Here is a 19,777-nt window from a genome sequence, read left to right as displayed (position 1 = left end):
GGCCCGCTCTCGCGAGGGGGCGCGATCGGCGCCGCCCGCCGGCCGCACCAATGACTTCGGCGATGACTTCGCCGACGACGACATCCCGTTCGTAACCCAGCGGTGCCGCTGGTGAAGGTCTGCGCGCGCTGCGAGCTGTGGAAGTCGGCGTCGGAGTACTACCCCGACCGCCGGCCCGGCCGCAGCCGCGACGGCCTGCTCGGCGTCTGCAAAGACTGCGCGCGCGCCGCCGCGCGCGATGCGGCCAGAGCCCGCTACGTCCCCCTCAACACGATGAGCCAGCCGCGCGATGCCGCTGGCCGCTTCTGGAAACCCACATGCGGATCGTCTTCTGCGACTACTGCGGCCAGCCGGCCGAACTCGTCTCCGGTGCGGAGATCTACCCTCGCCGGCCGGATCTTGCCTACAAGCAGATCTGGCACTGCGCGCCGTGCGACGCCTACGTCGGGTGCCATGAGCACTCAGATGCCGTCCCGCTCGGCCGCCTCGCCAACGCTCAACTGCGCGCCGCCAAGCAGGCCGCGCACGCAGCGTTCGACCCATTGTGGCGGGAAGAAGGCGGCATGAGGCGCTCCGAGGCCTACGCCTGGCTGGCCGGCGCGCTGGGCATCCGCAAGCGTGACTGCCATATCGCGATGTTCGATGTGGCTGACTGCGACCGCGTCGTAGCTGCATGCCGGACTAGGCGGCAGACATGCGTCGGCTAAGTCTTTGGACTATCCCACGGGAAAGGCAAACCTGCGCCATAAACGGTGGTGTGCATCAATTCCGCCGCTTTTTTCAGCGCCGGCTCGAACCCCTTGGCTACTGCAATCACTTTATCTGGAAGCTCCTCACCCATGCTCAACGTAAGGTCATTGAGCTGTCGAATCAGAACGGCCTGAGCGCCACCGGCCAGATTCACCCAAGATGCCGAATCTTCATCAAGCTCAATCACCATCTGACCCAGCTCGGGCGGGATCAGCTTGGGCAGTGTCAGCAAATCGCCGCGCATCTTCATGCCAGCGACAGAAGAGGAATCCGCTTCCCAGCGAGCCGAACCGTAAAGAACACGCTGAACGAGCGCCACGGCCTGAACGAAGTTCGGGAGGAACAACTTCGCCGCTGCACGCCTTCTGCGCTCCTGGTCGGCGTCGATCCTAAGCTCTGCGGCAAGGCCAAGTCTCAATGCAATGACGGCCGCGAAGATTGTTCCGATCGCGGCCGCCCAGCCCGACGCTTCTTCACTCCAGATTGCCTTGCCGAACGCTCCAAATCCCTCGGTAGCGATCAGGTAAATGACAACGCCGGAGGCGCACGAAAGTCCGGCCAGCCAAAATGCTTCGCTAGCGGTCAACACTGCTTTGCGTTCCATGAGCAACTCGGCAACTTCCCTAGTCCGATAGACGATATCAGCAGGCGCGGCCGGCCACCATTCGGAGGGACGGGCTATGCCTGACCTATTCCCGCGAGAGCCACGCCGCATGCGCCAGCCGCGCAAGGACGTGCTGCGCGATCAGCTCGTTGCGGCCGCCGACGAGATCGTGCGCCTGCGCGTCGCCATAGTGCTGCTGTGCGCCCTCCCCTACTACCCGCGCGCGCCCTGGTGGCGCCGCCTCTACCTGCGCGTGCGAGGCACGCCGAAGGACTTCGAATGACCGCTCTCGACCGCTACGCCATCCGATTCATCGAGCCGGACGGCAGCAAAAGCCAGGGCCCCGACTGCAAGAACTGGGGCTGCGCCGTGCTCTCGATCAGCCCGTTCGATCGGCGGCCGGTCGAAGCTATCGTAATCAACGGCACGCCGCACCTACTGGGCCAATTCGTGCCGGCGATGGATTACCTGCTGCAGCACAAGGCAGTCGCCGAGGGGATCGTGGCGGCGATCGATGCGCGGGTCACGGCCACGCTCGCCGCCGCGCCCGCTGCGCCGGCGGTGGAGGTCGATGAGGCGATGGTGGAGCGGGCTTTGGCCGTGATGTTCCCGAGCAAACACGACGATCACCTGCGTCGGAACTGGCGCGAAACGGCTCGCAACGCCCTCGCCGCAGCCCTGGGCCGGGAGGGCGGCGGGAATGGCTGAGCGCACCTGCGAGAACTGCAGCAAGCCGTTCACCGCCCGCGCGGCCGACGTGCGCCGCGGCTGGGCGCGCTTCTGCTCCAAGAGCTGCAAGGCCAGCCACCAGGAGCGGAGCACCGGCCAGCACGCGGCGTACCTGCATAGGCAGGCCGACCGCGATTTCGATGCCGCGCAGGCAGATGGCGGCTGGGACGAACACAAGATGTGGAGCAGCCGCCATGACTGAGCGCCCCTCGGATCGCGCGATTGCGCAGGCATTTCGCGAGTACACCGACTTGGACGGCGTTACGTCCCATTGGGCGAACACCGAGCGCCTGCTACAGCGCGCCCGCGAGATCGACACTGCAGCGCCGGAGGGCGCGCAGAGGGCGGTGGTGGAAGCTGGCGACGTCGTGAAAGCCCTTGAGCGCTTCGATGAGACCACTGCCGACTGCGGCGAGACCGACCTGCCGCGTCCAAAGTTGGACGGCCTGGTCGCCTTTGGCTATTTGAGCAAGGCGCGCGCGGGACGCTACGGCTACGTCTACACGCTAACGGATGCTGGGGAGAACGTGATCCGTCCATCGCCCACCACCCCGCCCAAGCCCCAGGAAGCGGCAAGAGATCAGGCGAAGGGTTACTACCTCGCCAGCTTCAAGCGCCAGTGGCTCGGCGGCCCCTTGCTGTGGTGGGCGCCGGACAATGCCGGCTACACGCCCGACTTGCAACGCGCGGGCGTCTACACCGAGTTGAAGCCGGGATACCACAACAGCGAGCACACCGTGCCCGTGCCTGTGCATTTCGTGCGCGACGGTGGCTTTCGCATCCGGCATGAGCTTGACCCAGGCGACAGCGAGAACGCCGCGTTCCAAGCCGCCGCGAAGCTGCGCGCGGCCATCAAAGAAGGGGCTGCGCGCGGGTGGCTGAGCATCGAGCGCGAGTGTTTCGTGGACGCCGCCGGAGCGCGCGCCGATGGCTGACGGCTCCTTTTCCCTGATCCCGCCCGGGACGCCCATCGCGGTCGGCGCGCGCCGAATCCGCGTCGCCGATCTCTTCTGCGGCGCCGGCGGCTTCAGCACCGGCGCGAGTCGCGCGATCACCAGCCTCGGGCACTCCCTGGACCTGGTGGGCGTCAATCACTGGCCGGTCGCCATCGAGACCAACAAGCGCAACCACCCCGCGCACGCCGAACAAATCCACTGCGCGGATCTGGAGACGGTGCGGCCGCTGGAGAAGGTGCCGGGCGGCGCCCTGGATCTGCTGATGGCGGCGCCGTCGTGCGTCTTCCACAGCCGCGCGCGCGGCGGCCGGCCGGTCAACGATCAGCAGCGCATGGACCCCTGGCACGTCGTTCGCTGGTGCACCGAGCTGCGGGTGAAGCGCCTGCTGATCGAGAACGTGCCGGAGTTCGTGGACTGGGGGCCGTGCAGCTTGGTCACCGGCCGGCCGATCCCGTCGCGCAAGGGTGAGTATTTCCGGGCGTGGCTGGCGGCGTTGAAGGCTATCGGCTTCCGCCGGATCGAATACCGGACTTTGTGCGCGGCGGACTACGGCGACCCCACGACCCGGCGCCGCTTCATCCTGATCGCCACCAGCGACGGCCGCCGCCTGCGCTGGCCGGAGCCTACCCACGCCGAGCACGGCGTCGCCGATCTGCTCGGCAGCCGGAACCGCTGGCGCGCCGCGGCCGAGATCATCGATTGGAACCTGCGCGGCTCCAGCATCTTCACCCGGCGCAAGCCCCTGGCCGAGAAGACGCTGCGGCGCATCCTGGCAGGAGCCGACCGCTACGGGTGGCCGCAGCCCTACCTCGACGCGCTGCAAGCCCTGATCGACGGCAGGGAGCCCGTGCTGGTGGTCCCGGCGGCGTCGCTGGTGCCGCGCCCCGGCGCGCGCCCCGGCGGCCTGGTCATGGCGACGGCCAGCGGCGCCGCCGCCAGGCCGACCACCGAGCCGGTGCCGACCATCGTCGGCGGCGGCAACGGCGCGCGGCCGCACTTCTTCACCCCGCTTCTGATGGGCGTCCACGGCGAGGCCGCGGCGCGGCCCACCGACCGGCCAACGATGGCGATCACCACCGGCGGCGGCAGCAGCACGCGCCGGCCGGGCAACGCCCGCCCGCAACTGATCGAGCCGATCATCGTCAACCGCTGCAACGGCGAGCGCGGCCGCACCGCGACGCCGGCCAGCGAACCGGCGCCGACGGCGACCGGCCGCGGCGCCGGCTACCTCGCCGAGCCCCTGGTGGCGCCCTACTACGGCGGCGGGAGCGGCCTTACCGCCTCGCCGGCGTCGAAGGCGCTGCCAGCGATCACGACGAAGGGCCGGTTCGGCCTGGCCGAGGCGGTGATGATCCAGACCGATCAAACCGGCTCGGCGGGCTGGATCCGCGGCGCGGAGACGGCGCCGATTGGGACCGTGGTCAGCAAGCAAAACACCGGCCTCGCCGAGCCCGCCGTCGTCAGCGTCGAGTGCGATCGCGGCGACGTCCGGATCGATATCAACTACCGCATGTTGATCTGGCGCGAGCTGGCGCGCGCCATGTCCTTCGACGACGAAGGCGAGATCTACGACTTCGCCGGAAATTCCACAGAGATCACCAAGCAGATCGGGAATGCGGTCCCCTGTCGACTGGCTAAAGCTTTAGTGCGCGCGCTGCTGGAGGACTTGGCATGAAGGCCTGCGAAAAAAGCCATTCAACTGATCAAAGGCTATCGCTTCTCCGCTTTGAACGAATGCTTGGCGGCCTCGCAAAATTCTTCGACGTTCTTCGCTCGTCGAATCATGCTCACGAGTTCTTCGTGGAATTTCGCGCCTGCCTTTTTACGCACATCTCCCTCCTGCGCGACAACAATATTCATCATCTCGCGAAGGGGCAGAATGTTGCCAGCAATCCCGACAAGCGCGACAGCCTGGGCGTCTGGCAGGATATGAAGTCGATGCTGTTTGCTGAAGATCGAGGTCAACGCAAGCCCATTCACTATCCCAATAAATGCTGGATCAACGGCCTTGGAAAATTCGTCCAAGGCCTCTCCCGGTGTTACAAATTTGGCTGCCTCTTCCAGCCGCATTCTGAAAAGGCCAACTTCGGGCCTGAAAAGCACAAGCAGCAAACGCCCTTCTCTCAGTTGCTGCGTGTCTTGATCGGACTGCGCCTTGGAATCTCGAGCGGTCGCTTGTTCAGTCAACTGATGCGTGCGGTGGCCCAGCACGAACACACTCGCGCCAAGAATCAGGTTCACAGCAATCGCTATCCATTCGGCGATGCTCCCCCAGTCAAGGCCCGTTTCCCCAAGGGTCATTTCCATGCGTGATCTCCCTATCCTGTTCAGTGCACCGATGGTGCGCGCGCTGCTCGACGGCAGCAAGACCCAGACCCGGCGCCAAGTGAAACCGCCGAAGGGCCATCCGCTGGTCGACCTGCGCTCGGCCGAGGGCGACGACCGCTATTCCGGCCGCAACGACGACCCGATGTCCTGGGGCTACCAATACTACGACGACGGCGCGCCGGCGGCGCTGGGCGAGTTGCTCGACCTCTGCCCCTACGGTCGGGCCGGCGACCGGCTGTGGGTGCGCGAGGCATGGCGCGCGCCACATCAACTCGACAACCTGTCTCCGAATGGCATCGCCGACGCGTGCCTGGCCGCTGGCTATAACTCGCCGTGGTGCCCGGTGCAGTACGAGGCGTGCGGCACGCGCAACAGCACGAAAGACTGGTACGAGTTCGGATCCACGCCCGGGTCCGCGAAGCCGGGACGCTATAGGCACGGCCGCTTTATGCCGCGCTGGGCCTCCCGCATTTCGCTGGAGGTCACCGGCGTGCGCATCGAGCGGCTGCAGGCGATCAGCGAGGCCGACGCGAGAGCGGAAGGCGCCCATTTCCACGACGGCCGCGGCATCGGCCACAGCGGCTGGCGTCACGACGACGGCGCGGTGCACGGCGATGCCCGCTCCGCCTTCGCACGCCTGTGGGAATCGCTCAACGGCGCCGGCAGCTGGGAACAGAATGCATTCGTCTGGGTAGTTTCCTTCAGGAGGATCTAATGCCTTGGCCCAAAGGTAAGAAGATGCCGACCGAGATGGTGGCCAAGCGCTCCAAAACGCTCGCCACGAATGGCAAGCGCCGCAAGCGTCCGGTGGTGTTGGAGGGGGTTAACTATTGGAAGTGCGGTCGCTGCGCCATATACCGGCCGGAAAGCGAGTTCTATGTGGACGGCAAAACTGCGTCAGGAATCTCCTCGCAGTGCAGATCCTGTCACCAGGAAGGTTCGATAAGGACCCGAGATCGCGACAGTGCACGCCAAAGCAATGCGGAGTACATGCGCCGCGCTCGACTCGCAGATCCCGAGAAGTATCGGTCACGCGAGCGGGCAGCAAGCGCGCGGAAAAGGAGCATAGACCCTGTAAAAGTCGCAGCCAGATCTGCTGTTAACAACGCAGTAAAACGCGGCGATTTGACGAAGCCGGACCTATGTGAGTCCTGCGGACACCGAAAGAGACTCACGGGGCACCACGACGACTATAGCAAGCCACTTCAAGTTCGTTGGCTGTGCTACGGCTGCCACGGAAAAGAGCATCGAAACCCTGATCTCGGTCAGGTGACGCCGTGATCCGATGCATCCCAATCGTCGCTTGCGCCAACTGCCCGCACGGCGAGGTGCATTACGGGCACCTCGAGTGCAAGGCGATGGGCTTCAAGCAGCTCCCGAACCACTTCCGCCAGCCCGAAAACGGCAAGCTCCCGCAGCCGCCAGACTGGTGCCCGCTCCCTCCGCACGCCACCGCCAACGAGGCCGCGGCATGAAGGCCCGCCACCTGACCGAGCGCCGCGAGCCGGCGAAGGGCCGGCGCTTCGCATGGGGCCGCGTCCAGCCGGCCGCCGGCGACGCCGCGACCTGGCGCCTGTTCCGCCGTTGCATCCCCGGCCGCGTGCTGCTGGAACAGCGCACGTTCCCCGCCACCTACAGCCGCGCCGAGATCGCGGCCGGCCTGCGCGCGATGCGCGCGCGGCTCCTGACCGCGGCCGACGCGGTCGACCTTCACCACCTTGGGCTTACGGATACGGCCCGACTGCAGCAGCAGGAGCAAGCAGCATGAGCAGATCCCTTCGGGCTCGTCGCGCGGCAGACGGCGGCAGTCAGGTTGTGGTCGAGCATGAGTCGCGAACGCTATTCCTGCTACTCGCCGAGTTCGGCACCGGACACATCCCGGTTGAACGGTGCGCGCACCACTTCGGCATGAGCCCCGAAGAAGCGAAGAACGCTGCGCGGCGCCAGCAGCTGCCCGTGCCGGCGTTCCGATTGGGGTCTCAGAAATCGCCCTGGCTGGTCTCGGCGCAGGAACTGGCCAATCTGATCGACGAGCGCGCGCGCCGCGCGCGAGACGACTGGTCCAGGGTGCAGGGTGCTGCGTGAGTGCTACACGGCAAACAGAAACCGCGCTATGCGATTGATCTAAGGCGAGTATTTCCAAACATCGATCCGATCCATCATCGGCGCCACCGACAGGCGCACCTGCGACGCGGCGATGGCGGGGGAGACGGCGGCGGGCGGGGAAACGGCGTTCATTGCGGCCATTGTAAGGCCTCGGGTGGCGGCGGCTGGACGGCCCGGGCGCCGCGCCGCCGGGTTCGCGGGTCGCCGCTGCGGCCCGCCAGCCGGGGCCGATCCGCGATGCGCCCCCCCGGCCGCTGCGCCGCCGTGGCGATCGCAAGCCGCCTCGATCGGCGCAACACGCCCCGGCCGCATGCAATAGATGCGCATTGAATCCGCGTAAAACTGCGACTGTCTCTGCTAATCGGCATGCTGGAAGCGCTGCGGACGCCGTTTTTACGTGTCTTTCATGTCGCTGAGCACAGCTTCAAGCTGCGCCTGGACGCGCCCAAGGGGGACGTCGGCCTACCGCCGCTACGCTATGCACAGACTCGAACGCCGTTCGCGCCACGCTGCCTTGCGCTTCGCTGTCCCGCTGGCCGCGCTGGCGTTGCTGTGCGCGCCGGCCGCGCAGGCCCAGTTCAAGGTCTCCTCGACCTTCCGCAGCAACACCGAACCGGGCTGGACCATCACCGGCACCAACAACGCCGGCACCGACGACAGCGGCATCCTCACCGGCGGCTACGGCGCCATTCCCAACAACGTCAACGACGCCAACGGCAGCGGCTGGCTGCGCTTGACCACGGCGCAGAACAATCAGCAGGGCCTGGCCCTGTACACCGGCGGCTCGTTCCCGTCCTCGCAGGGCGTCACGGTCGAGTTCGACTACGTCAACTGGGGCGGCAACGGCGCCGACGGCACCGCCTTCTTCCTCTACGACGCCACCGGCACCATGGCCGGCGCCCAGCCCGGCGGCTCGCTGGGCTATTGCTACGGCAACGGCGCCTACCTCGGCATCGGCCTGGACGAGTTCGGCAACTTTTCCGGCCAGTTGCCCGGCGTCAGCGGCGGCTGCCCGAACGGCAGCGGCAGCCCCGGCAGCCAGGCCGACCGGCTGGTCCTGCGCGGCCCGACCAGCGACAGCAACCGCTGGCTGGCCGGCGCCTCGGTCGGCGGCGGCGGCATCGACTCGCCCGGCGCCACCACCCGTCCGGCCAGCAATCATCTAATGGTCGCGCTGATCCCGAACACGCCCCAGCCCGGCTACACCGTGACCGTCTCGCAGGGCCCGACCGGCGGCACCCAGACCACGCTGTTCAACAACATCAACTTCAACTACACCGCGCCGGCCAACCTGCGCATGGGCTACGCCGCCTCCACCGGCGGGCTCAACAACATCCACGAAGTCCGCAACGTGCTGGCCTCGGTGCCGGCCGACGTGGGCATCGTCAAGACCGTGTCGGCCGCGCGCATCCGCCGCGGCCAGCCGGTCACCTACACCCTGGTGGTCAGCAACAACGACATCAATCCGGTCGTGGCCGGCAACCAGGCGCCGACCATCCCCGGCACCGACGCGGCCGACATCGCCGACACCTTCCCGGCCCAGGTCACCGGCGTGAGCTGGACCTGCGCCGCCAGCGCCGGTTCGACCTGCCCCTCGGCCACCGGCACCGGCAACCTCGCCATCGCCGGCGGCTATTCGATGCTGCCCGGCGGCACCCTGACCTTCACCGTGACCGGCACGGTCGCCAACAACGCGGCCTGCAACGCCACGGTGACCAACACCGCGACCGTCGCGTTCTCCACCACCGACCGCTTCGGCGACATCAATCCCACCAACAACAGCTCCAGCGCGAACTTCGCGGTGGACTGCGTGAACCTGTCGGTGGACAAGACCGCGACCCCGGCCAGCTTCACCGCCGGCAGCACCGGCACCTACACCATCACGGTCGGCAACGCCGGCAACATCGCCACGGTCGGTCAGCTCACCGTCACCGACGCGCTGCCGGCCGGGCTCAGCGTGCCCGACGGCGCGGTCGCGCTGAGCGGCGCCAACGCAGCCAACTGGGCCTGCACCGCGGCGTCCAACACTCTCACCTGCCAGAGCACGACGGCCATCGCCGCGGCCGGCAGCTCGAGTTTCGCCTTCGTCGTCAACGTCGCCTTCGCCGCGACCGGCCCGCTGATCAACACCGCGCAGGTGGCCGGCGGCGGCGATCCCAACTGCACCCTGGCCACGCCCTGCCCCGATTCGACCCCGACCAGCACCCCGGTGGTCAGGCCGTCGGTGAGCCTGCGCATCACCAAGACCGACAGCAGCGGCACCTACACGCCCGGCGGCACCGCCAGCTATGTGCTCACCGCCTGCAACCAGAACGGCCCGGACCCGGCCAATGGCGCCACCATCGCCGACACCCTGCCGGCCGGCGTGACCCTGAGCGGCCCGTGGAGCTGCGTCGGCAGCGGCGCCACCCCGGGCACCTGCCCGGCCAGCGGCGGCGCGGCCGGCGGCAACGCGGTCAGCGTCGCCAACGTGGTGCTGCCGGTCGGCGGCTGCGTCAGCGTGACCGTGCCGGTGAGCTTCAGTTCGAATCCGGCCAATTACTGAGGCAGCGGTCTTGCGCGAAACGAAAAGCCGCGCGGCTCGACCGCGCGGCTTGGGGTTTGTGCGAATCCCGAAGGTCGCTTAGGACCGCACCGTCACCCGCCAGCAACGCTTGCCCTGCTGCGTCCAGTCGATCTCGACCGGCAGGAACTTCTCGATCAGGCGCGCATTGCTGGACAGATGATCGCTGACGAAGGCGGTGGTGAACTCGCCGCCGCCGGCCAGCGCCATCGGCAACAGCAACTGGTCCGACAGGTGCTCGCCGACCGCCGCATCCGAACTCAGGTATTCGGACACGCGCCGCGCCAGGCCGGCCGCGACCTGCTCGGCGCCGACGCCGCGCTCGCCGAGCGCGTCGAACAGCTCGGTGTGCTGGCCCTCGCCGCCGACCCGCAGCATCAGCACATTGGCCGGGCTTTGCGCGGTCGGCGCGCGGCGCAGGTGCAAGGCGTCGGGACGCAGCTTCAACTGCTCGGCCAGCGCTTGCAGTTCGCGCTGGCCGATCGAATCGGCCAGCGACGCCAGCAGCGCGGTCGCCTCCAGTCGCGGCGCAGGATCGCGCTGGTCGAACCTCGCCTCGCGCAAGCCCGCGCCCGCGCCGATGCGCAGCTGCACGCTGCCGCCGCCGGCCGGAAAGAAACCGTGGCGGTGCAGCGCGAACGAGGTCTCCACGCCGAAACGGCGCAGCGCCGGCAAATAGCAGTCGGCGAGGAAGTCCGCGCTCGGCGCGAGCGGATTGTGGGTGCCGCCTTCGACGCTGATTTCCGAAGCCGCATCGCACGACCACAGCGCCGGCAGCACGGTCTGCAACACCAGCGTCGCCGAGCCGGCGGTGCCGATGGAGAAACGGTAGCGGCCCGGCTGCACCTGGCCCGGCACGAAGCGCAGCGTGGTCGCGCCGAGCTGGGCGCCGTCGACGTAGGCGCGGCCGACCTGCGCGGCCGCGCCGACCGCGGTGAGGTGCTGGCGCATCAGGCCCGGGCGCTTGCGCTTGACGCGGATGTGCTGCATCTCGAACGCGGTGCCGGTGCACAGGCTCAGCGCCAGCGCCGTGCGCAGCAGCTGGCCGCCGCCGCTCGCGCCGCTGATTTCGATCAATTCCATTTTCTTGTCCATGATTGCGCTCGCTTGGACGGTCTCGGCCGTCCTTCGCTTTTCCTGTCAGTGGGGCGGCGCCTGGCCGCCCATGATTTTCGTTTTGGTTTTGGTTTTGGTCATCGTCATCGCGCCGCGCTCAGCCCTTCACGCACACGACCTGGCGCAGGGTGTGCACGATCTCGACCAAGTCGCTCTGCGCGGCCATGACCGCGTCGATCGGCTTGTACGCGGCCGGCGACTCGTCGACCACCTCGGCGTCCTTGCGGCATTCCACGTGCGCGGTGGCGCGGGCGTGCTCTTCCAGGCTGATGCGCTTCTTCGCCTCGGTGCGGCTCATCACGCGGCCGGCGCCGTGGCTGCAGCTGTGGAAGCTGTCGGCGTTGCCCAGGCCGCGCACGATGAAGCTCTTGGCGCCCATGCTGCCCGGGATGATGCCTAGCTCGCCCTTGCGCGCGCTCACCGCGCCCTTGCGCGTCACCAGCACGTCCTTGCCGAAGTGATGCTCGCGGTTGACGTAGTTGTGATGGCAGTTGACCGCCTCGGCCTGCGCTTCGAACGGCTTGGCGATGACCTTGCGCGCCGCGTCCACGACGTGCCGCATCATGATCTCGCGGTTGTTGCGCGCGAACTGCTGCGCCCACTCCACCGCGAACACGTAGTCGGCGTAGTGCTCGCTGCCTTCCGGCAGGTAGGCGAGATCCTGATCCGGCAGGTTGATCATCCAGCGGCGCATGTCCTGCTTGGCCAGCTCGATGAAGTGACTGCCGATGGCGTTGCCGACGCCGCGCGAACCCGAGTGCAGCATGAACCACACGCGCTGCGCCTCGTCCAGGCAGACTTCGACGAAGTGGTTGCCGGTGCCCAAGGTGCCCAGGTGGCTCAAGTGATTGCTGCGCTCGAGCTTGGGATGCTTGGCGACGATGCGGTCGAAGCCGTCGTGCAAGCGCTCCCACGCCTGCAGCGACGCCGCCGGCGGGTTGGCCCAGGCGCCCTTGTCGCGCACGCCGCGGCCGACGGTGCGGCCGTGCGGCACGGCCTTCTCGATCGCCGCGCGCAACGGGCCGAGCTGGTCCGGCAGGTCGCTCGCCGTCAGCGTGGTGCGCACCGCGATCATGCCGCAGCCGATGTCCACGCCGACCGCGGCCGGCACGATCGCGCCCAGGGTCGGCACCACCGAGCCCACGGTCGCGCCCTTGCCCAGGTGCACGTCGGGCATCACCGCGATCCAGCGGTGCACGAACGGCAGCTTGGCGATGTTCTGCAGCTGGCGGCGCGCTTCGTCTTCCAGCGGCACGCCGCGGGTCCAGTGCTTGATCGGCACCGAGCCGTGGTCGTGGATGACGTCGTAGTTGGCGTTGGCGTTCATCGGTGTTGCTCCTGCGGATCGGGCTTCGTGCCCGTGGCTCGATCGAGCCGGTGGAAGTCGAATTGGTAAAACTGGAGCTCGCGGCCGGCGCGTGCGCCGGGCCGCGGATGCGGCGTAAATAAAAGACGCTCCGCGCGGAAACAAGGGTGTGGCGGACACCTCTAAACGTATGAAGTCTATGTAGTCCGCCGCGCATTCGCCGCGCGAGGCGTCAAAAAGGTGCGGCCGTCCTGCGACTAGGTGAGGTGGAACGGTTTTCCTGTGCTCTCCCACTGAGCTACCGTCGATACAGTCCGCGACGGGCAGGAGTCGAACCTGCGACTTCAGGCTTGGATGTAGTTCCACCGGCATTCGCCGGACGACCGCGTAGAACATTCGAAACAATCAAAAACCGAAGCATCGAGACCAGTGGCGACGGAACGTTTCCCGCTCTCTCCAACTGAGCTACCGCCTCGCGGCGGGCGGGATTCGAACCCGCGACCTGGACCATTATCAGTGGTGTAGTTCCGCCAGCATTCGCGATGCATCGGCCGTCCAACCTGGGCCGGCGGGCACCATTGCCCGCCGGCGTCTTCCCTGCGCCGCCTCGCACCTCCCTGGCGCGTGCGGCCGGCGGGCCGTCCTGGCCCGCCGCGCGGATGCGCTCCGTGCATCCGCGTCGCGGCGCGTCCCTGCGCCGCGGCGGCGACGTTCCTTGTCGCCGCCTGTTGCTGATTCAATCGCCAGGACTCACAGCGCGATCGAACCGATCCGCTCGGCCCAGCGCGCGCTGTCGCCGCCCTGCGCCGCGAACACCGCGATCAGCTCGAACACCGCGTCGCTGAAGCCGCCGACGTGCAGCACGTCGGCCGACTCCACCGTCTGCGCGGTCGCCACCGGCTGCAGGTCGATGCAGACCAGCCGCGCGTTCGGGTTGCGCGCCTTGATCTGCGCCCACTCGCGCATGGTCGCGGTCGCGCCGCCCTGGCGGGTGTCGCGCCAACTCTCGTTGTCCGACACCAACACCACCAGGTCGACCTTGGCCCGTTCGCGGTTCAAGGCCGCGAACGGCGCGCTGACCGAGGTGCCGCCGCCGCACAAGGCGGCCAGCTGCGCGGCCTGGGTCATGACGCTGTCGCGCGGGTTCAGGCGCAGCGAACGCACCGAGGTGTCGAACGGCAGCACGCGCGCGCCCGGGTGCTTGCGCTGGATGCACGCGGCGATCAACGCCGCCACATCCACGCAGCGCACCTTGCTGGTCGCGCCCTTGCGATAGCCGGTGACCGGCGCGCTCATCGAACCCGACACGTCCACCGCCACCACCACCTCGCCGTCCAGCGCCGGCACCTGCCGGGTCGCGATCTCCATCGCGTCCTGCAAGGCCTCCAGGATCGGCGCCGGCAATCCGTCGCCGGCGTTGTACGCGCTCATCAACTGGTACGGGAACGCGCGCGCCTTGGCGATGGCGCGCTCGTCGCGCAAACGCGCCGCGACCTCGGCGACCCGGCCCGGATCCTCGAACACCCCATGACGCTGGAAGGTGTTGAGGTTCATGCGCAGCGTCTGCCAGGACACGTTGCGCGCCAGCTCGCCCCATTGCGCCGCCTCCAGCGGCAGCGAAGCGAAGTACTGGAACGGCAGCTTCGGCAGCGGGCCGCGGCGATCGCGCTTGAACGCCTCGTACTCGCGCACCAGCGCCGGCAACGCGCTTTCCTCGCACGGCTTGCCGATCAGCCAGGCGTACAGCGCGGCGCGCTGCGCGTCGGCCGGCTTCGGCCGGACCATCTTGATCACGTCCGCCAGCGAGGGATCGTTGCCGATCGCCGCGGCCAGCAGTTGCTCGACCGAAGCGTTCTCGATCCACTGCCGCACCAGCCGCTTGGGCCGCGAGCCCAGCGACTTGCGCCCGACCCGGCCGCTGCGCAGGATCTGCACGAAGTTGCGCAGCATGCGGCCGTTGTCGACCACGCGCGGGAACGCGCGCTGCATCGACTCGCCGTCGCGCAGGCTCAGGCTGGCCAGCAGCAGCGCCGGCATGTCCTTCATGTGGCCGCGCTCGCGGGCGTAGACCGCGGTCTTGGCGACGAAGCCGGGGTCGGCCGCGGCGCCGAGCTGGAGCACGAAGTCGAGCTGCTCGTCGGCGCTGGCGTAGTAGGTACCGTTCAAGCAACCGGTGGCCGCGTACAGCGCCAGCGCCGACTCGGGGCGGCGCGCATACGCCAGGCCGCCGGCCTCGTTGCGGGCGCTCGCCTTCGCGGCGAGGCGGCCGCGCAGTGAGGCGAAGAGCGAAGTGTTGGCCATCGGGGCATTCCTTTGTTCTGGACTCGCCTGGACTAGAGCAATGGTCGTGCCAACTTTTTCTTCGCGACATCAACCGACTGAAAATTAAGGAATTTTCTATTTTTTAGCCGTCGATCCTCGCCAATCGCTCCTTTCCATTTATATACTCAGATATCGATATTTATCTGATCGGATAATCCATGAAGCGCCAGGTGGTCATCGGCATGCTCGGTACCCAGCTCGACGCCGCCTCCGGCGCCGGCCGTTGGGAGAAGTGGCGCCCGACCGTGTCGCTGGGCATGCACGAGGACTTCCTGCTCGACCGCCTGGAACTGCTCGCCGACGAGCGCCGCTTCGACCGCCTCGCCAGCCAGGTCGCCGCCGACCTCGCCCAGGTCTCGCCGGAAAGCGACATCCGTCGCCACGACCTCTACCTCAGCGACCCCTGGGACTTCGAGACGGTCTACGGCGTGCTCGACGACTTCGTCCGCGGCTACGAGTTCCGCCCGGACGAGGAGGACTACTACGTCCACATCACCACCGGCACCCACGTCTCGCAGATCTGCTGGTTCCTGCTGGCCGAAAGCCGGCTGTTCCCCGGCCGGCTGCTGCAGACCGCGCCGCCGCGCAAGCAGGACGGACGCTCGCCAGGCAGCTTCGCGGTCATCGACCTCGACCTGTCGCGCTACGACCGCATCGCGCAACGCTTCGCCGAGCAGCGCCTGCACGACCGCGACCTGCTCAAGAGCGGCATCGCCACGCGCAACCCGGCGTTCAACCGCATGATCGAGCAGATCGAGACCGTGGCCACGCGCTCGAAATCGCCGATGCTGCTGATGGGCCCGACCGGCGCCGGCAAGAGCCAGCTGGCGCGGCGCGTGTTCGATCTGAAGAAGCAGAAGCACCAGTTGCCCGGCCGCTTCGTCGAGGTCAACTGCGCGACCCTGCGCGGCGACGGCGCGATGAGCACCTTGTTCGGCCATATCAAGGGCGCCTACACCGGCGCGGCGACCGACCGCGCCGGGCTGCTGCGTTCGGCCCACCAGGGCCTGCTGTTCCTGGACGAGATCGGCGAGCTGGGCCTGGACGAACAGGCGATGCTGCTGCGCGCGTTGGAGGAAAAGCGCTTCCTGCCGGTCGGCGGCGACAAGGAGGTGGAGAGCGATTTCCAGCTCATCGCCGGCACCAACCGCGACCTGCAGATCAGCGTGCTGGAAGGGCGTTTTCGCGACGATCTGCTGGCGCGCCTGAATCTGTGGACCTATCGCCTGCCCGGCCTAGCCGAGCGCGCCGAGGACATCGAGCCGAACCTGGAGTTCGAACTGGAGCGGCACTCGCGCGAGAACCACCAACGGGTGACCTTCAATCGCGAGGCGCGCGCGCGTTACCTCGACTTCGCCCTCAGCGGCGAGGCGCGTTGGAGCGGCAATTTCCGCGATCTGGGCGCCTCGGTGATGCGGCTGGCGACATTGGCCGAGGGCGGGCGCATCCGCGCCGATCTGGTCGAGGAGGAGATCGGCCGGCTGCGCGCGCAGTGGCACGGCGCGCGCCCGGCGTCGCTGCTGGACGAACTGCTCGGCGCGCAGGCCGGCGAACTCGACCGCTTCGACCGCGTGCAGCTGGAAGACGTGCTGACGGTATGCCGGCGCAGCAAGACGCTGTCGCAGGCCGGCCGCGAGCTGTTCGCGGTGTCGCGCGCGAGCAAGGCCAGCAGCAACGATGCCGACCGGCTGCGCAAGTACCTGGCGCGGTTCGGGTTGGCCTGGGAGCGCGTTCGCGCGAGCGGATAGGTTACGTCTTAGCGCGTTCGCGCGACCTACGTCCGAGCGCGTCCGCGCCAGCCGATTGAAATGCCCGCACGCACCGGCATCCCCCGAACGCGCCCGCATCAACGCACGGCGGCCGAGGCGCCGGCCGTCGCCTCAACGCAAGCCGGTCACTGCACCCCGGCGTTGCGCAACTCGTGGTCGGCCACGATCGCCGCGGCGTTCTGCGCCAGTCCGAGCGGGCCGGTGACGCAGCTGACATAGATGAAGGTGCGCGAGCCGCGGGTCAGCGTGCCGACCTGCCAGCGCACCGACTCGGCGCCGGTGTCGACCTCGCCGGTCTTGACCATCGGCGGCTCGCCGCCGCTCATCGAGCCGGAGCGCGCGATCACCCGGCCGCGCGAGGCGACGATGAAGCCCTGCGGCTGCAGGCTCTCGCGCACGCCGGCCACGGCCTGGCGCGAGACCGGCAACTGGTTGTCGAACAGGCGCTGCAGGAAGCGCATCTGCTCGTTCGGCGAAATCTGCAGCGAGCCGCCGTTCCAGTACTCGCCGCCGCTGCGGGTGTCGGCGTTGCCGTAGTTGAAGCGGCTCAGGTATTCGCCCATGCGCGCCGAGCCCATCTCGCGGTCGAGATCGCGGAAGTAGCCGGACGAGGAATAGGCCAGGGCCTGATCGAGTCGCTCGCCGCCGGACACGCGGCCGCTGTTGCGCACCACCGAGGCGTCGAGCCCGGCCAGCGCCGCGGCGATCTCGTAGGTCGCGCCCGGCGACACCCGCCGGTCGCAGCCGTTGGCCGGCTGCCGGCGCAGCTCGATGCCGTCGGTGTCGGCCAGCAGAAAGCACACCTGGATCGGCGGCGGCGGCGGTTGCGGCGAGACCCCGGGCGGCAACGGCCGCACCAGGCCCTGCGCCGCCAGCGGCGGCGCGAACGCGGCGACGCACAGCGCGGCCAGCGCGGCGCGGACGAGGATATTGGCGGAACGGTGCGCGCGGACCGGAACGGCGCGTTCGTTGGAGGCATTCATGCCTGCGGACTCCTTGCGTGAGCGCGACCGGCGCCGGCGCGCCGCCGAGGGCGCCGGGGCCGCGCGGGACGCCCAGCATGCCACGCCGGCCACGACGTTTTCGAGCGCGGCCGCGCAGCGCTCGCCGTCCGCCGCGAACCGCCGCTTGACCCCAAGCGCGCTGGAGGTCCTATGCTCGCGTTCCGCCTCCGCCCCGCCAGGACCGCATGACCGCCACGCCGCCGACCGATCCTCCCGCCGACGGCGACGCCCGCGACGGCGCCGCGCCGCTGGCCCGCGCCGAAGGCCGCCGCGGCGACTGGTCGGTGATCGCCTCGCTGCTGCCTTACCTGCGCCCCTACCTCGGCCGCATCGCCCTGGCCCTGCTGATGGTGCTGGCGGCCAAGCTGCTAAACCTGTACGTGCCGATGGCGCTCAAGCAGCTCATCGACCGGCTCAACGTGCCAGTCACCCCTTTGCTGCTGCCGGTCGGGCTGCTGCTGGCCTATGGCGCCTCGCGGATCGGGGTGACGCTGTTCACCGAACTGCGCCAGGTGGTATTCGCGCGGGTCATGGCGCGCACCTCGCGCCAGGTCACGCTGCAGGTGTTCCGCCATCTGCACGGGCTGAGCCTGCGCTTCCATCTGGCCCGCCGCACCGGCGGCGTCGCGCGCGACGTCGAACGCGGCGGCAGCGCGATTTCCGACCTGCTCGACTGGACCCTCTACACCATCGTGCCGGTGCTGATCGAGGTGACCCTGGTGACCGCGGTGCTGGTGTGGATCTACGACTGGCGCTTCGCCGCGGTCGCGATCGGCACCTTGCTGCTCTACGGCCTGTGGACGGTGGCGGTGACCGAGTGGCGCACGCGCTACTACCGCGCCGCGGTCGAGGCCGACACCCGCGCCAACGAGCGCGCGGTGGATTCGCTGCTCAACTACGAGACGGTCAAGTACTTCAACAACGAAGAACACGAAGCGCTGCGCTACGACGAGAACCTTCGCCACCTGGAAAACGCCCAGGTGATGTCGATCAAGACGCTCGCCGTGCTCAATCTCGGCCAGAGCCTGGTGGTGGCGCTGGGCGTGACCGCGATGATGTGGCTGGCCGCGCAGGGCGTGGTCGAAGGCCGCATGACCGTCGGCGACCTGGTCCTGGTCAACGCGTATCTGCTGCAGCTGTCGGCGCCGTTGTTCATGCTCGGCATGATGTACCGCGAAGTGAAGCAGGCGCTGACCAACATGGAGCGCTTGTTCGGCCTGCTCGACGAACGCCAGGACGTGCGCGACGGCGCCGGCGCGGCGGCGCTGGCCTCGGCGCGGCCGGCGGTGCGTTTCCGCGAGGTGCGCTTCGGCTACGACCCGCGCCGCGAGATCCTGCGCGGCGTGGATTTCGAGATCCCCGCCGGCGCCACCGTCGCCGTGGTCGGCCACTCGGGTTCGGGCAAATCGACGCTGGCGCGGCTGCTGTACCGCTTCTACGACGTCGAATCCGGCGCGATCGAGATCGACGGCACCGACCTGCGCGCGCTGTCGCAATCGTCGCTGCGCGGCGCCATCGGCATCGTTCCGCAGGACACGGTGCTGTTCAACGACACCATCGGCTACAACATCCGCTACGGCCGGCCCGAAGCCGGCGAGGCCGAAGTCGAGGCGGCGGCGCGCGCGGCGCACATCCACGAGTTCATCATCGGCCTGCCCGACGGCTACGACACCCCGGTCGGCGAGCGCGGCCTGAAGCTCTCGGGCGGCGAGAAGCAGCGCGTGGCGATCGCCCGCGCCCTGCTCAAGAACCCGTCGATCCTGATCTTCGACGAAGCCACCTCGGCCCTGGACTCCAAGTCCGAGCGCGCGATCCAGGCCGAACTCGACCGCCTGGCGGTGGGTCGCACCACCCTGGTGATCGCGCACCGCCTGTCGACGGTGATGGACGCCGACCAGATCCTGGTGATGGACGCCGGCCGCATCCTCGAACGCGGCACGCACGCGCAATTGCTGGCGCTGGACGGCGTATACGCGCAGATGTGGGACCTGCAACTGCGCCAAGGCGACGAAACGCCCGCCTGACTCCACCCTCGCCCCGCCAGCCCCGACCGCCCCCTGTAGGAGCGACGCGAGTCGCGACCGCGAATCCGCGGCTGGCGGCGCAAGCTTGAAACCCCGCAGTCGCGGCTCGCGCCGCTCCTACAGGTAGCCCATGGGCGTTCGCCGTCGCTCGCCGCGCAGCCTGAACCCACGCTCGCCCCGCAATCCCCGCAAACCCCCTG

The 19,777-nt window shown here is 68.5% G+C and carries 18 protein-coding genes and 1 tRNA gene; 12 read left to right on the top strand and 7 right to left on the bottom strand.

The genetic code is table 11. The annotated features are described in order from the left end of the window. Window positions 1–317 precede the first annotated feature (317 nt). A complete protein-coding gene (locus A7A76_RS13575) occupies window positions 318–707 on the top strand; it encodes a zinc-finger-containing protein (protein WP_206411680.1) in 390 nt (129 codons plus the stop codon). On the opposite strand, the gene A7A76_RS13570 is transcribed toward A7A76_RS13575, so the two are convergent. Continuing rightward, entirely contained in the window at window positions 704–1,354 is a 651-nt protein-coding gene (locus tag A7A76_RS13570) for a hypothetical protein (protein WP_206411679.1), read from the bottom strand. The two genes, A7A76_RS13575 and A7A76_RS13570, sit on opposite strands and share 4 nt — an antisense overlap. A 109-nt stretch (window positions 1,355–1,463) precedes the next feature. On the opposite strand from A7A76_RS13570, the gene A7A76_RS13565 reads away from it, so the two are divergent. Genes A7A76_RS13565 through A7A76_RS13545 form a run of 5 tightly spaced genes read left to right on the top strand, consistent with a single transcriptional unit; the run spans window position 1,464 to window position 4,714 of the window. Continuing rightward, the gene (locus tag A7A76_RS13565) at window positions 1,464–1,637 is read left to right on the top strand and encodes a hypothetical protein (protein ID WP_206411678.1); all 174 of its coding nucleotides are present in this window, start codon (window positions 1,464–1,466) and stop codon (window positions 1,635–1,637) included. Further along, window positions 1,634–2,062 (top strand): hypothetical protein, encoded by a 429-nt coding sequence (locus A7A76_RS13560; RefSeq protein WP_206411677.1) that lies wholly within the window; start codon window positions 1,634–1,636, stop codon window positions 2,060–2,062. The genes A7A76_RS13565 and A7A76_RS13560 overlap by 4 nt, the downstream gene beginning before the upstream one ends. Continuing rightward, the gene (locus A7A76_RS13555) at window positions 2,055–2,285 is read left to right on the top strand and encodes a hypothetical protein (RefSeq protein ID WP_206411676.1); all 231 of its coding nucleotides are present in this window, start codon (window positions 2,055–2,057) and stop codon (window positions 2,283–2,285) included. The genes A7A76_RS13560 and A7A76_RS13555 overlap by 8 nt, the downstream gene beginning before the upstream one ends. After that, window positions 2,278–3,018, top strand: coding sequence for a hypothetical protein (locus tag A7A76_RS13550; RefSeq protein ID WP_206411675.1), 741 nt, complete (start codon window positions 2,278–2,280; stop codon window positions 3,016–3,018). The genes A7A76_RS13555 and A7A76_RS13550 overlap by 8 nt, the downstream gene beginning before the upstream one ends. Continuing rightward, the gene (locus A7A76_RS13545) at window positions 3,011–4,714 is read left to right on the top strand and encodes a DNA cytosine methyltransferase (RefSeq protein ID WP_241200935.1); all 1,704 of its coding nucleotides are present in this window, start codon (window positions 3,011–3,013) and stop codon (window positions 4,712–4,714) included. Before A7A76_RS13550 ends, A7A76_RS13545 begins: the two co-directional genes overlap by 8 nt. A gap of 35 nt (window positions 4,715–4,749) precedes the next feature. Here A7A76_RS13545 and A7A76_RS13540 read toward each other — a convergent pair whose 3' ends face one another. Beyond that, window positions 4,750–5,346: a hypothetical protein gene (locus tag A7A76_RS13540; RefSeq protein WP_206411674.1), complete on the bottom strand. Its 597-nt coding sequence runs from the start codon at window positions 5,344–5,346 to the stop codon at window positions 4,750–4,752. Between A7A76_RS13540 and A7A76_RS13535 the strand changes: the two genes are divergently transcribed. The 4 genes from A7A76_RS13535 to A7A76_RS13520 all read left to right on the top strand — a co-directional run bounded on the left by A7A76_RS13535 (window position 5,345) and on the right by A7A76_RS13520 (window position 10,018). After that, a complete protein-coding gene (locus tag A7A76_RS13535; protein ID WP_206411673.1) occupies window positions 5,345–6,082 on the top strand; it encodes a hypothetical protein in 738 nt (245 codons plus the stop codon). The genes A7A76_RS13540 and A7A76_RS13535 overlap by 2 nt on opposite strands. Window positions 6,083–6,838: 756 nt before the next feature. Next, window positions 6,839–7,135 carry a hypothetical protein gene (locus A7A76_RS13530; protein ID WP_206411672.1) on the top strand — a complete coding sequence of 99 codons (297 nt, stop codon included), beginning with the start codon at window positions 6,839–6,841 and terminating at the stop codon, window positions 7,133–7,135. Further along, window positions 7,132–7,452: a pyocin activator PrtN family protein gene (locus A7A76_RS13525; RefSeq protein ID WP_206411671.1), complete on the top strand. Its 321-nt coding sequence runs from the start codon at window positions 7,132–7,134 to the stop codon at window positions 7,450–7,452. The genes A7A76_RS13530 and A7A76_RS13525 overlap by 4 nt, the downstream gene beginning before the upstream one ends. Window positions 7,453–7,987: 535 nt before the next feature. Next, entirely contained in the window at window positions 7,988–10,018 is a 2,031-nt protein-coding gene (locus A7A76_RS13520; protein ID WP_206411670.1) for a DUF11 domain-containing protein, read from the top strand. 78 nt (window positions 10,019–10,096) lie between these two features. On the opposite strand, the gene rtcA is transcribed toward A7A76_RS13520, so the two are convergent. The 4 genes from rtcA to A7A76_RS13500 all read right to left on the bottom strand — a co-directional run bounded on the left by rtcA (window position 10,097) and on the right by A7A76_RS13500 (window position 14,759). Next, on the bottom strand, window positions 10,097–11,131 hold the full coding sequence (gene rtcA, locus A7A76_RS13515) for an RNA 3'-terminal phosphate cyclase (RefSeq protein ID WP_241200934.1): 1,035 nt from the start codon (window positions 11,129–11,131) through the stop codon (window positions 10,097–10,099). A gap of 118 nt (window positions 11,132–11,249) precedes the next feature. Continuing rightward, a complete protein-coding gene (locus A7A76_RS13510; RefSeq protein ID WP_206411669.1) occupies window positions 11,250–12,479 on the bottom strand; it encodes an RtcB family protein in 1,230 nt (409 codons plus the stop codon). 453 nt (window positions 12,480–12,932) lie between these two features. Further along, window positions 12,933–12,999: transfer RNA gene (locus A7A76_RS13505), tRNA-Ile, on the bottom strand. Window positions 13,000–13,208: 209 nt separating this feature from the next. Beyond that, window positions 13,209–14,759, bottom strand: coding sequence for a vWA domain-containing protein (locus A7A76_RS13500; protein WP_206411668.1), 1,551 nt, complete (start codon window positions 14,757–14,759; stop codon window positions 13,209–13,211). Between the two features lie 179 nt (window positions 14,760–14,938). Here A7A76_RS13500 and rtcR point away from each other — a divergent pair, with 179 nt between their 5' ends. After that, window positions 14,939–16,528 carry an RNA repair transcriptional activator RtcR gene (gene rtcR, locus A7A76_RS13495; protein ID WP_206411667.1) on the top strand — a complete coding sequence of 530 codons (1,590 nt, stop codon included), beginning with the start codon at window positions 14,939–14,941 and terminating at the stop codon, window positions 16,526–16,528. Window positions 16,529–16,674: 146 nt separating this feature from the next. On the opposite strand, the gene A7A76_RS13490 is transcribed toward rtcR, so the two are convergent. Further along, window positions 16,675–17,532: a penicillin-binding transpeptidase domain-containing protein gene (locus A7A76_RS13490; RefSeq protein WP_206411666.1), complete on the bottom strand. Its 858-nt coding sequence runs from the start codon at window positions 17,530–17,532 to the stop codon at window positions 16,675–16,677. A 206-nt stretch (window positions 17,533–17,738) separates the two neighbouring features. Between A7A76_RS13490 and A7A76_RS13485 the strand changes: the two genes are divergently transcribed. After that, window positions 17,739–19,577, top strand: coding sequence for an ABCB family ABC transporter ATP-binding protein/permease (locus tag A7A76_RS13485; protein ID WP_206411665.1), 1,839 nt, complete (start codon window positions 17,739–17,741; stop codon window positions 19,575–19,577). Window positions 19,578–19,777 lie beyond the last annotated feature (200 nt).

Origin of the sequence: Lysobacter enzymogenes, from assembly GCF_017168095.1 — a bacterium.
Taxonomy (GTDB): Bacteria; Pseudomonadota; Gammaproteobacteria; order Xanthomonadales; family Xanthomonadaceae; genus Lysobacter; species Lysobacter enzymogenes_D.
The sequence above is the reverse complement of the archived record's forward strand: the minus strand, read 5'-3'. Positions and strand labels throughout refer to the sequence as shown.